This window comes from Simkania sp. (genome assembly GCF_965215465.1).
Taxonomy (GTDB): domain Bacteria; phylum Chlamydiota; class Chlamydiia; order Chlamydiales; family Simkaniaceae; genus Simkania.
Genome location: NZ_OZ244056.1, coordinates 1,672,840 through 1,685,637 on the forward strand (window position 1 = coordinate 1,672,840; position 12,798 = coordinate 1,685,637).

Sequence of the window (12,798 nt, forward strand, 5' to 3'; positions counted from 1 at the left end):
ATGGGTTTTTACTATTCGATTACTCCATTTATTGAGATAGTGATCATCGCCGTGATGATCAATTACCTCTTGTCGTTCTTTTGGAACACGAGATCGATGGACCTCATGTTGGGTCTGTTAGCCTTCCTCTTGATCTTTGGAGCATCTTCCCTATTTAATTTACCCATTCTCCACAAGTTAATGCTGCTCGTTGCAAACGTCGCGGTTATTGCTGTTTTAATTATTTTCCAACCAGAACTTCGTGTCGCCCTTTCGAAACTCAGTTTAAAGGGGAAACGATACAAAGAAATCACGGAATTCGACAAATTTCTAGACCAGCTCGCGACATCTGTTTACCGGTTGGCAGATAAGAAGATTGGAGCGCTCATTGCGCTGGAAAATGAAGATTCACTCGATGAATTTGCCCTCAAAGCTGTCATGGTCAATGGAAACTTTTCATCTGAATTGCTTGAGTCGATCTTTGCAACCACAACACCTCTTCATGATGGAGCGGTGATCATTCACGACCTGACAATTGTTGCAGCTTCAGTGATTCTTCCTCTTGCAGAAGACACTTCGCAAATTGCAAAATCAATGGGAACCCGTCACCGAGCTGCTCTGGGAGTAAGTCAATTGACAGATGCTCTTCTCATTGTCGTTTCGGAAGAAACGGGAAAGGTCTCAATTGCTCGAGATGGAATCATGACACGTGGAATCAAACTCGATCGCTTTAAAGGAATCATCCGCAGTGTCTTTAACCCTCCCCTTAAGAAAACTTTGCAAACACGCTTTAAACTTAGGGAGTGGATTAGAAAATGAGAACTTTGCTCAAAAATCTCTTCCTCAGCAATTGGCCGCGTAAGTGTTTGTCGATCATCTTGGCGATCATCATTTGGTTTGTGGTGAATAAATCGCTTACAACGACAAAAACCATTCCCAATGTTCCTGTTCGCATTGAAAACATCCCTCCAGGAAAAACGATTGCAGACATGCAATCGAATGGAATTTTAAATCGTCGTGTGAATCTCCCTGTGACAGGGAGCAAGACCTTGCTTGAAGACCTCACTGCGAATGATATTGAAGTGGTGTTTGATGCGTCCGATAAAGAAGGAGAATGGATTGCAACCATTACCAAGCGAAATATTCAAACAGACAACCCTGACGTCAACATCTCACATGGAATCAGCAAAGTTGCCACACAAAACTTTTTGATCAAGCTCACGAAACTTGTCACAGAAAAAATCCCGATCATCATCACACAACCCATTGGAGAGGCGCCGAAAGGGTACCAGTTTCTCGATATTTGGCCCTACCAGCTATACATCACTGTGAGCGGACCGGAAGATACAGTGAAAAAGTTAAAAAGTCGTGGACTCAATTTGACGTTCAACCTCAATGACATCTCAAAAGCCAACCTCGATGACCTGAGAACGTCCTCTAATCAAGAGCATTCAGATGTTGTGAGCTACTTTGTCCCTAACTATTGGAAACAAATTTCACTCCCCCTACTCTCTCCCACTCCTATTGAAATCAACGATCCCGATGCAAAATTTCTTCGCATTGACTTTTTGCGTTATGAGCTGCTTAAAGTGGACAGCGTCATCCCAGTCGCCTTGTTCTTTCCCCCGAATAAAATAGGATCGTTAAGCCCTCAAAAAATCCACCTAACTCCTAATCAACTGCTCGAAAACCGTAGTGGACTTAAAGTCATCACAACTCCACTCTATGCGAAAGGAGTGAGTAGCTTTTTCCTTGAAATTATGAAAGACATGCTCCAACTCATGGTTCTCGTCACTCCAAAGGAAGGAGGAGAATGTTTAGACTGGAGTGTACAGTTCATCAACTCTGGTATTCTCGAAGATCGGTATGTCCACATCTTGATGTCAGATGTCAGTGATGAAGAGATCAGAGATCTGCAACCCCGCGTTCGAGAAGAGTATTTGCGCAACCGTTTTCGCAGCTATATGAATCGATTCCAGCTATTTACCTCTGATAATGAGAAATTTGAAGTTTGTCCTTCACTTCAGGGCAACTCAGTGATCCTTCAAGAGAAGACGAAAAATGGAACATAAGCCTCACGCCTGCCCACTGCCCTCTCTCAAAGTTAGCCTTGTTTCTCGCCACTTTGGAACCCTTGGAGGCTTGGAAAAGTACGGGTGGAGAATAGCTCACGCGTTTACGAAGCGGGGCGCCCACGTCAATATCGTCACATCTGATGTGATCAAAAAAAGTGAGTTTCATCCCCTTATTCACTTCCACTCTCTCCCCGTCAAAAAGTGGCTCAACTTTCGAAAAATGGAAGAATTTGACCGAGCTTGCACTAAATGGCATGAGCAAGGAAAGTTCGATGTGGTGTTTGGCATGGATCGAACCCGTCATCAAACCCATATTCGCGCCGGAAATGGAGTCCATGCAGCATTTCTCAAACATCGTGAAAACATGGGAGAAAACTACTCTCCTTTTAAAGCAGCCTTGAACCCTCTCAACCGGACAATTTTAAATATTGAAAAGCAGGCGTTTGAAAGCCCTGAGTTAAAAATTCTTTTCACCAACTCTCATATGGTAAAAAAGGAGGTTCTCACTTATTATCAGACCCCTCCTGAGAAAATTCATGTGGTTCACAACGGAGTTGAGTGGAAAGAAATGGAAAAAGATTTTAATAGTTGGCTCGAGAAAAAGCAGACGGTTTGCAATGAGCTTGGGCTCGACCCCTCCCGTTACCACTTCCTATTTATTGGAAATGGGTACAAGCGAAAAGGACTCACGCCCCTGCTCAAGGCCTTGAGCATTCTCCCATTCAAAGATTTTCATCTTTCTGTCTTGGGCAAAGACAAGAGAGCATTTGACTTCATCAAATTGGCTGAGGAGCTTGGCCTTCAAGATCACGTGAGCTTTTTTGGACCTCGATCAGATATCCGCAATTTTTATCAGTTTGCCGACTCTTTGGTGATTCCATCTTTTTATGATCCTTTTGCAAATGTCACCGTTGAAGCTTTAGCGATGGGTCTTTTCGTCGTCACTTCTAAAACAAATGGTGGGAACGAGGTTTTGAAACCCGAAAACGGCATTGTCATCGAAGACCTTCTTGATCCACAAGCTTTTGCTCAAGCCCTCACAACTGCTATCATGCACCCTAAAACTTGGATCCGCTCTCAAAACATCCGAGATTCAGTGAAACACTTAGATTTTTCAAACCAACTAAGAACTCTCATTGACCTGACCTTAGAATCGATTCATGTCTAAACTCTCTTACTACCTCATTCGGGGGCTCACGTTTCCTATTAGCCTTTTGCCAACTCGTTGGATTCACTTCATGGGAAAAGGGCTCGGGCTTGTTGCTTACCACACCTTGACTCGCTTTCGCAAACGAACCCTTTCAAACCTTGCCTTGGCAAAAAGCCTTCATCTCCCAGAAAAACGACTCAAAAAAATTGCCAAACACTCGTTTCAAAACCTCGCTATCACATGTTTGGAATACGGCAAATTTGCCCGGATGAAAAACACCAAAAAAACTCTAATTTGTGAAAACCCCGATGAAGCCAAACAGCTCATCGACTCTGGGACTGGAATCATCTTTTTTTGTGGCCATCAAGCAAATTGGGAGGTCCTTTTCCTTGAAGGGACTCAGCGTATGCCGGGTGTGGCAATTGGTCGCCCGATCAAAAACCAGTACCTTTACGATTGGGTGGTTCAGATGCGAGAACAATTTGGCGGAATGATCATCACCCCCAAGCAAACGGTTAAAGAAGGATTCCGGGCGCTAAAGAAAGGAAAGTTTCTGGGGATTGTGGGAGATCAGGGCATGCCCGAAAGTGATTACGCCTTTCCCTTTTTTGGTCGACGTGCTTGGACATCTGTCGCACCTGCTCTTTTAGCATACAAGTCTAAATGCCCCATCATGGTCGCAACGGTAAGGCGAACAAAAGGCACCTACCGGATTCACTACTCAAAACCCATTTGGCCCAACTTAGATGCGCCCATGGAAGACGAAATCGATCGCCTCATGAAAAAGAGCCTGGCTCTTCTCGAAGACAAAATTCGAGAAACTCCAGAGCAATGGCTATGGCAACATAATCGGTGGAAACAAGAAACTCCAATCAATGTTTACTACCGTTACCGCTGGGATTCCATTCTGATCATCCTTCCAAAGGATCCCACTCCCTATCTTCCTCATCTTGCAACCTTTCGAGAAATTTACCCTTTAGCATTTATCACTGTTCTCACCCCTAAAAAGATCGACCTTCCTGATGCCGAAGTCCTCCTCTATGAAAATATGAGTGACCTCTTCTTAAGAGATTACCGTTTCAAACTCATTTTCAATTTCTCTACAGTTGAGAAACTCAAAAAACACTTTCTCAAGCTCAGCGCATTTGAAGTGCTAGATGAAGATGCCTTGCGAGAGTCTGCTGCAGAACATTTAGATGGGACGGAAGACCTTTCCTTCCTGCTTAAAAAGGCCCTTTGTCGCCCGAACACCATTTGGAAAAAAGATGCCTGCTGACCGATTTTATTTAAAAGAGAGCTTCAATCAAGGAGATATTGTCTTTCTCGAAGAGGAAGAATTCCACCATCTGAGCCGTGTGATGCGGAAAAAAGAAGGTGACGCCATCGAACTCGTCAACGGAATGGGAGCCCTTGCCCAAGCTAAACTTTTGCAAATCGAAAAAAGAAAAGCATCTCTTGAAATTCTCGAAACTTCAAAACATGAGCCTCTGCTACCCCCTTTGATTCTCATTCAAGCTTTGCCAAAACTATCCCATTTAGACTGGATCATTCAAAAGGGAACCGAACTAGGCGCTAGCTCTTTTTACCTCTTTCCTTCAGAGCGAAGTGAAAAAGACTCTTTGAGCAACAATCAGTGGAAACGTTTAAAGCTCATTGCAATTGGAGCCATGAAGCAGTGTGGTCGCTTAGATCTTCCTTCTATTCACTTTGCCTCAGATTTAGACGGCCTCTCTCTCCCGGAAGGACATGCCTTTTTCGGAGATCCTGAAGCTGAAATATCTCTCCCCAAAGGAAAAGCTCCCTACCTTCTCTTTATTGGCCCAGAAAAAGGGTTTTCACATGAGGAATACAAGAACATGAGGGAAAAGTTCAAAGCACAAGCTGTAAAACTGCATCCCTACATTCTTCGCGCAGAAACAGCTGCCATCGCAGCCCTCACCCTCGCTTCTGCTCTATAACTGCTATCCTTTCAATCGTATGAATGATGCTATCAGGATTGAGTGAAATCGAATCGATTCCACACTCGACGAGAAACTCTGCAAAATCGGGATAATCACTCGGCCCCTGTCCACAAATGCCAACTTTGCACTGATGCTGATGGGCGATCTTGATGAGGTCCTGAATGAGCCCTTTGACAGCAGGGTTCCGTTCATCAAAAAGCGGTGCTAAATCCGCGGAATCCCGATCCACCCCTAGTGTGAGTTGAGTTAAATCATTCGACCCAATCGAAAAACCATCAAAAAGTTTGGCAAAGTCCGCAGCTAAAAGGATGTTGGAAGGGACTTCTGCCATCACGTAGACCTCTAGACCGTTTTCCCCTCGCTTTAAACCCTCTTCTTCCATCACTTTCAAAACATCTTCAGCTTCTTGGATGGTGCGACAAAAAGGAATCATCACTAAGAGATTTGTCAGTCCAATTTTTTCACGCGCCCGCTTAATAGCTTGGCATTCTAAAGCAAAACCTTCGCGGTATTTAGGATGGTAGTAGCGAACAGCTCCCCTAAACCCAAGCATGGGATTTTCTTCTTTGGGTTCAAATTGTTTTCCCCCAATTAAATTAGCATATTCGTTTGTCTTGAAGTCGCTCATGCGAACAATCACAGGGTCGGGATAACGGGTGCAGGCAATTTTAGCAATACCTTGAGCTAATAGCTCGACAAAGTACTCTGTTTTGTTTTCATAGCCTAATGTCATTTCTGAAATGTGCATTTGATCGTCAAGATCTTCCACTTCTTCAAAGTGGGTTAACGCCATTGGGTGAATTTTGATGATTTCGCTGATGATAAATTCCATTCGAGCAAGACCAATTCCTTTGCATGGAAGACGCCACCAATGAAGAGCCGCTGAAGGGCTGGCAATATTGAGCATCACTTGCGTTTTGGTCTCAGGAAGCTTTTCGATGTTGATTTCTTCCTCTTCATACTCGAGAGCCCCCTCGTAAATGTAACCTTTATCTCCTTGAGCACAACTCAAGGTCAATTGCTCCAAGTCTTTCAAATCTTCAGTGGCCGTTCCTGTCCCAACAATGGCCGGAACCCCAAGTTCCCGACTTACAATGGCGGCATGGGATGTCCGCCCACCTTGATCGGTGATGATCCCACTTGCCATTTTCATGATGGGGACCCAATCAGGGTCAGTCATTCCTGTCACGAGGATGGAACCAGGCTGAAACGCTTCAATCTGATCAGCGTCTGTGATCACCTGAGGACGCCCAACTGCTATCGATTCGCCGATCGCTAACCCTTCGAGAATCTTTTTCCCTTCTTTTTTCAGCTTGTAAGTTTTGAATTCGGACTTTTTGCGTTTCACTTGAACTGTTTCAGGCCTGGCTTGAACAATGTAGAGCTCTCCAGAACCGCCATCTTTGGCCCATTCAATGTCCATAGGTTTTTGATAGTGCTTTTCGATCAAAACAGCCCACTTTGCTAGCAAAAGGGCTTCTTCATCCGTGATTGAAAAGAGGTTTTGCTCTTCAGGGGTTGTCACCACATTCTTTGTCGAGTAACTTTCTCCCCTAGCATAGACCATTTTCTTTTCTTTACTCCCTAAGGCCTTTCCCACAATCGGCACCACTTCTTCTCGATCAAGAAAAGGCTTATACACTGTGAACTCATCGGGAATAATCATTCCCTGAACGATATTCTCTCCAAGTCCTCAAGTTGAGTTGATCTCGACAACCTGATCAAATCCCGTTTCCGTATCGAGAGTGAACATGACACCCGAACTGGCCAAATCGGAACGAACCATCTTTTGAATCCCTACCGAAAGAGCGACTTCAAGGTGATCAAACCCCTTTTCTTCACGGTAAGCAATCGCTCGATCTGTAAAAAGTGACGCAAAACATTTCCGGCAAGCACTGAGTAGATCCCGATCGCCACGGATGTTGAGGAAAGTTTCTTGTTGCCCTGCAAAGCTTGCGTCGGGAAGATCCTCGGCTGTAGCGCTGCTGCGGACAGCGACATCCATTTGGCACCGTTTGGTGTTCTCTCCACAAAGACCGTGTAGGCCTCAGTGATTTCATGTTTCAGTTCTTTTGGGAATTTTCCACTTTGGATTAGCTTCCGAATGGCTTTACCACATTTTCGAAGCTTCTTAGGTTCTGGCGAATAAGTTTTGAGAATGTCTTCGATCTTCTTTTCAAATCCATTTTCTCGAATAAAATGACGATAAGCTTCAGCCGTAACGGCAAATCCGCCGGGAATGTTCACCCCTTTCGGCTTAAGCTCAGCAATCATCTCACCAAGTGATGCGTTTTTCCCCCCAGCAATTGCAACATCTTTTGCGCGAAGGGACTCGAGTGGGCAGACATATTGACCCATCTCCTCACCTCTTATAGACAGTTCTCATAGACTTCTATATAGTCGAGAGCAAGCCTCAACTGCAAGAAAGAAGTGAGCTAGCAGACGGCTTTCCATTTCCTTTTGATTGAGATACCAAAATTGCTTACATTTTCTTGATACCGCTTCGCTGCTGCTTGAGCGGCTTCAAAAAGCTGGCCCAGCTTTCCTGTTTCAAGAAAATCTGCACGCTTTCCATGATTCACCTTCATTTGCATCTGTCGCCTAATAGTACAGAGTTTCATTAAAATCTTGTCTGTCTGCACTTATCTTTTTAATGCCCTTTGTCCTCTTAAAATCTCTCCTTATCTCATGGACAATGTTCTCGATTTTATGAGAACAAATTTCATCAAAAATCTAAGCACATCCATGACAAACTTTTAAAGAAACGCTGTACTTGTCTTCCAGTCGATCCAAATTTGCAAAATATCTTTGGGGTTTTGAGCTTCCATCTTACACCCCTTTGGGAAAACAATTGATATGGCTATGCATCCTTCTAATGAAGCGTGATTCTCACTCCTGCGAGCCATCAAAAACCACGGAGGAGATAGCCCCATGTTCGTGAGCTCGAGATAGCTATATTCCACTGATAAAGACATCAATCTACCTCCTCTTTGAGGTTATACCTTTTATCAAATTTTCCAGCCGAAATCTGTGTTATAGAAAGTCTTAAATCCTAACCAAAGCACTGCTAGTAGGTCTACCCGAGCAACATGGTGTGACAGTCCTGTATAGCTCATGTTCACTGAAAATTGCCTAAACGAGTAGTTGAAAGTGCTAGCAAATGCTTTCCAAATGATAATATGTTGCGCCCAACTCATGTTCCATTCGATAGCTGCATCGGCAAGTTGTTTCCACGGCCCCAGTCCACGGAAACCAAAACGCTCAAACGCCAGTAAGGCGACTTTAACAGCCCCATGAAACAAAATATTGTGGATCAAGCCATCAATTGCCATTGAGACATAGCGGACTAAATAGTGAGTTCCTATTTGCAAGTGCTCGCTTCTTGAAACGTCTCCTCCACCAATGACCGAGCGGCCAAAACACCCAAGCATTCTTCTGATATCTCCAAAAAAATCTCTTACCTCTGCATTGAGCGGCTGCATAGGAGCGCTGATAGCTGGCCGAGCAAGACCTACCGTGCTCGTCTGAAGTTTTCTATCGAGATACTTCGAGCTGCATCCTTGCACATGCTCTGCTCGACAGGTGGGACATTTACAATCTGTTTGAATCACGCGGTCATAGCATTCCTTGCATCCTCCATGAAGACCAGAAAGGTTGAAATAGCCCTCGTTTGTGAGGAGTCTTTTACTTTCATCTTGCGTTGGATCAAGTAAAGGGAGATATTTCTCTGTCATAAAAGAAGTTTTTCGGAGTTCTTTTGGATCAATGCGCATCCAGTCATCAATCCAGAGAAGCTGACGCCCTTCTTTCCAAGCATGTCCTTGCTCATCGAGAATCTTATCAATGAGAGCAAGTCGCTCTTTCCCAAAATTACAGTCAAGTGCCGTAAACTTTTTTGAAAGATGTTCTTCTAGGCAAATAGGACATGTAAGATTCACTCCATTCGGACCGAAGGGATCGACTGTCGACATGAAAAGTCCCCATTTTCTTGGCTCCAGAGTGAAATTTTTTTCTCTCTCTTCAGCCCGTTCAAAATGGGGAAATCTTAAACCAACTAAGAATTTTTAGAAAGTCGGAAGAAGTGCAACGCTAAAAGTTGGGACATATCCTGTATAGTACGCCGAACCTATCACCGCCATTGCAAGAAACGACAATGTCGCTGTACGCGACCAAAAAAAGCTGTCAAACTTCCAACTGTAAGCTGTTGTATTCTCAACTTTTTTCAACAGTCTCTCGGGCTGCGGAATTCCTAGTTTTTGATATTCATGGACAGTTATCACTTTTGAGGGCTCTTTGAATATCTCTCTCGCCGCTTTGGGATCAAAGCTTGCTCCCATTTGAATGCGCAGTGCCAGTGCTCTTGAAACAGTCACCGCCTGAATTTCTGTTCGACAAACACCACACTTAGTATAATCTCTTTCATATCCCTCTCTTTGCGTACTCCCGTTCACAGTCTCACGATCGTAAATATGAAGGTCACTTAGTTTGACAAACCCTGCATCTGTCAGTAACATTTTGGCAACTGTATCAGTCATTGTGATCGTCTCACGCAACTTGCTGAGCTCAACAGAACCATTATGGCGTAGCCATGAAGGGCGGATGTCAGATTCTGCAATGGCCTTTGCCATTTCATCGATCACTCGTACACGTTCCATACCTTCGTTACAACCTAAGATCAAATGATCCTTTGCTTCTTCAAGGGAAATAGGGCATTGTAGGTTGTCTTCGCTTGCCTCTGGTCCAAAAAAGTCATGACTTGGACGCACAAAGAAATTTTTTATTGCTGTAAACATCTTCTTATATCCTTCTTCTTCTCTACTGAAATAATTTTCCGGTAATTATAAACCAGATCAATTTATTTGCAATTAAAAATCATTAAAACAATTATTATAAATAATAAATGCAATGAAGGGCTTTTTATTCATTTCTAGACACTTACTCCTCCTATTCAAGGCGTTAAAAATTAATTTTTTCGTAAAAAACAATACAAAAACAACACATTTATTTATTATTCCTAATAAAAAAATCGAGGGAAATTCTATAATTAATCAATTAAGTTCTATTGGTTCTACTGCTCTGACATCAGCAGCTTGCTTTTCTGCGGGATATGTTCTAAATGCTTCCTTACTCACTATCAATCAAATCGCTGCGAAAAACCTAGGGTTGCCTATTGATCTGTGTGATGGCAAAAGCTATAAAGAATACACACAAGCTAACCTGCAACAGTGTAAGAAAGGTGCTGATTCGGCTAAAAGGAGTTTAGACCAAATCCTTGTATACAATTTAGTACTTTATACTACTTTAGGAGTATTTGAAGAAGTCGTCCATCGATATTTTATAGAAACAGTTGCCTTACCTAAAACTTCATCTGATTTTGCAGAATTCTCCATGAAAAGAACCTGTATATCTAGCCTAGGTTTCGCTGCAATACATCTAGCAAACCCCCACCCAAAAGAAACACTACTTGGGCAATTTATCAATACAGCATGCTTAGGTGTGATTTGTTCGTTTGCACAACATTATTTCGGCTTAATTGGAGCGGCTTTTTTACATATTGGTTTCAATGTGAAAGGAATTCAATTTGAGTTTGACTGGAATACACGAGACTTTCATAAGGTCCAACACATGACGGCAGAAGACCTCGCAGTGCTATGTTATTTGGCAGCATTTAGCGCCATTGGAACCCCTATTTATGCAACCAATATGTTACTCGGAAAAATTAAGCATTGTTTTGAGTCAGCGACTTCCAGACAGGCAAGTTAGGACGGAACTTTGCAAACTTGTGTCAGCATCTCCTCTTCAGACTCAACAATCCCCTCAAACACGAGACCACGTGTAGGGTCGAGAGTGACCATTTGGTCATCTTTGAGAATGGTACAAGCAGCATCTGCTCTCAGAAGAATGGGGATTTTGAGGTCGTGTGCAATCAATTTTCCCATCTCTTCTGAGTGGATATCATCTGGATGGTTTTGCAAGATGATACCAGCCGCCCCTTTGAGAAAGTGTTTATACTTTTCATGGCAGTGAGGAATCACGACCAAACGATCCTTGACCTTATAAGAAGATTCTGGGTCAAAGCTAAGAATGACTTTTACCTTACCGTGAACTTTCTTCCCTTCTCCAAGCATGCCTCGCACAAGAACATCCCCAATATTGTCGACAAGCATCATGTTGGTAGTTCCACTGATTCCAAAGGGCGATCCTGAGGTCACCACAATCAGGTCTCCATAATGCAGAATTTTATGCTGCAGTGCGAAGCAACTGGCTTTTGCCATGCCTTGCTTCACATTTTCGACGGCTGCATGAACAGGGGTGACTCCCCAAACAAATGCAAGTTGGTGATAGGTTCGTTCTTCAGGCGTGATGGCAATGATGGGCATCTTCGGGCGAAAGCGAGCCATAACGCGCGCCGTAAATCCGCTAGTCGTGAGAGCAATGAGCGCTTTCCCATGTCCTGCATAAGCTGTTTTGACAGCGGCAAGAGCTACAGAAGAGGAAATGTCGTTAAACACGCGCCGAGCCACATCATTATAGAAAAACTCTTCGTACTTGAAGTCTTTCTCTGCAGCTAAAATTGTACTACGCATGAGGCGAACGGTTTCTACTGGGTACTTTCCGACTGCCGTTTCACCTGAAAGCATGACCGCTGAGGTGCTGTCGTAAATCGCATTGGCAACATCCGATACTTCCGCACGGGTCGGGCGGAGGTTTTCTATCATCGATTCGAGCATTTGCGTCGCTGTGATGACGGGCTTAAAGGCTTGGTAACACTTGCGAATCATCATTTTTTGGAGTTTGGGAACTTGCGTTATGGGCAGTTCCACTCCAAGATCGCCTCGGGCGACCATGACTCCATCTGTTGCTTGCAAGATACTATCAAAGTTTTTCACCCCTAATGCGTTTTCGATTTTGGCAATCACAAGAATGGGGCTTTTCTGATGCTGCGCAAGCAGCTTCTTAATTTCGAGGATGTGATCAGCATTGCGAATGAACGAAGCAGCAAGAAGGTCAATTCCTTCTTCGCAACCAAAGATGATGTCTTTAATGTCTTGCTCCGTCACAGCTGGAAGGTTGAGTTCAGCATGAGGAATGTTCACCCCTTTTTGACTACGGAGGACGCCATTATTTTTGATTTCAACGACAATCCCCTTTTTGGTTTTTTCAATCACGTGGGAGTTGATGTAGCCATCATCAAAGAGAACCGTGGCATGGAGAGGGATGTCATCGACAATGTTAGGGGGAATGACGCTAATGGCTTCTTCTGACCCTTCGATATCACCGCGCAGGATCTTCAACGTCTGCTTTTTCTTGAGAGCAATGGCGTCACCTTTGATCTTCCCAACACGGATTTCTGGCCCTTTAGTATCGAGCATGATCGCAAGAGGTAGCCCTCTTTCTTCACGTGCTTGTTTGAGCATTCGAATCGTTTCACGATGCTGATTGTGATCTCCATGGCTCATATTTAGCCGTGCCACATTCATCCCAGCATCGATAAGCTCTAGGATTTTTTTGTAATCTGAGACCGCAGGTCCCATAGTGCAAATGATTTTCGTACGCGTCAGTGCCATTACTCTTAACCTCTAATCTTTTTTATAGCTGAAAAATGCTTTATTCTACAGCAGTGAATATTTTA

Annotated in this window: 11 protein-coding genes and 1 pseudogene; 6 read left to right on the plus strand and 6 right to left on the minus strand. The window is 43.7% G+C overall.

All coding sequences use genetic code 11. The annotated features are described in order from the left end of the window. Genes cdaA through ACOOFG_RS07805 form a run of 5 tightly spaced genes read left to right on the plus strand, consistent with a single transcriptional unit; the run spans position 1 to position 5,162 of the window. On the plus strand, positions 1–798 hold the full coding sequence (gene cdaA, locus ACOOFG_RS07785; RefSeq protein ID WP_420420915.1) for a diadenylate cyclase CdaA: 798 nt from the start codon (positions 1–3) through the stop codon (positions 796–798). Further along, on the plus strand, positions 795–2,051 hold the full coding sequence (locus ACOOFG_RS07790) for a YbbR-like domain-containing protein (protein WP_420420916.1): 1,257 nt from the start codon (positions 795–797) through the stop codon (positions 2,049–2,051). The genes cdaA and ACOOFG_RS07790 overlap by 4 nt, the downstream gene beginning before the upstream one ends. Beyond that, complete coding sequence (locus ACOOFG_RS07795; protein ID WP_420420917.1) at positions 2,041–3,222, plus strand: glycosyltransferase family 4 protein; 1,182 nt, start codon at positions 2,041–2,043, stop codon at positions 3,220–3,222. Before ACOOFG_RS07790 ends, ACOOFG_RS07795 begins: the two co-directional genes overlap by 11 nt. Continuing rightward, positions 3,215–4,480: a hypothetical protein gene (locus tag ACOOFG_RS07800; protein WP_420420918.1), complete on the plus strand. Its 1,266-nt coding sequence runs from the start codon at positions 3,215–3,217 to the stop codon at positions 4,478–4,480. The genes ACOOFG_RS07795 and ACOOFG_RS07800 overlap by 8 nt, the downstream gene beginning before the upstream one ends. Continuing rightward, entirely contained in the window at positions 4,470–5,162 is a 693-nt protein-coding gene (locus tag ACOOFG_RS07805; RefSeq protein WP_420420919.1) for an RsmE family RNA methyltransferase, read from the plus strand. The genes ACOOFG_RS07800 and ACOOFG_RS07805 overlap by 11 nt, the downstream gene beginning before the upstream one ends. Here the strand turns inward: ACOOFG_RS07805 and ppsA are convergent. From ppsA to ACOOFG_RS07830, 5 genes and pseudogenes are all read right to left on the minus strand, one after another. Beyond that, a pseudogene (gene ppsA, locus ACOOFG_RS07810) lies at positions 5,140–7,523 on the minus strand (phosphoenolpyruvate synthase). The gene ACOOFG_RS07805 and the pseudogene ppsA sit on opposite strands and share 23 nt — an antisense overlap. Before the next feature lie 77 nt (positions 7,524–7,600). Then, positions 7,601–7,759, minus strand: coding sequence for a hypothetical protein (locus ACOOFG_RS07815; protein WP_420420920.1), 159 nt, complete (start codon positions 7,757–7,759; stop codon positions 7,601–7,603). A gap of 162 nt (positions 7,760–7,921) precedes the next feature. Further along, entirely contained in the window at positions 7,922–8,140 is a 219-nt protein-coding gene (locus ACOOFG_RS07820) for a hypothetical protein (RefSeq protein WP_420420921.1), read from the minus strand. 33 nt (positions 8,141–8,173) lie between these two features. Continuing rightward, on the minus strand, positions 8,174–9,136 hold the full coding sequence (locus ACOOFG_RS07825) for a hypothetical protein (protein WP_420420922.1): 963 nt from the start codon (positions 9,134–9,136) through the stop codon (positions 8,174–8,176). 93 nt (positions 9,137–9,229) lie between these two features. Further along, the gene (locus ACOOFG_RS07830; protein WP_420420923.1) at positions 9,230–9,958 is read right to left on the minus strand and encodes a hypothetical protein; all 729 of its coding nucleotides are present in this window, start codon (positions 9,956–9,958) and stop codon (positions 9,230–9,232) included. 112 nt (positions 9,959–10,070) lie between these two features. Between ACOOFG_RS07830 and ACOOFG_RS07835 the strand changes: the two genes are divergently transcribed. Next, positions 10,071–10,928 carry a CPBP family intramembrane glutamic endopeptidase gene (locus tag ACOOFG_RS07835; protein WP_420420924.1) on the plus strand — a complete coding sequence of 286 codons (858 nt, stop codon included), beginning with the start codon at positions 10,071–10,073 and terminating at the stop codon, positions 10,926–10,928. Here the strand turns inward: ACOOFG_RS07835 and pyk are convergent. Continuing rightward, the gene (gene pyk, locus ACOOFG_RS07840) at positions 10,925–12,733 is read right to left on the minus strand and encodes a pyruvate kinase (protein ID WP_420420925.1); all 1,809 of its coding nucleotides are present in this window, start codon (positions 12,731–12,733) and stop codon (positions 10,925–10,927) included. The two genes, ACOOFG_RS07835 and pyk, sit on opposite strands and share 4 nt — an antisense overlap. Positions 12,734–12,798: the final 65 nt, after the last annotated feature.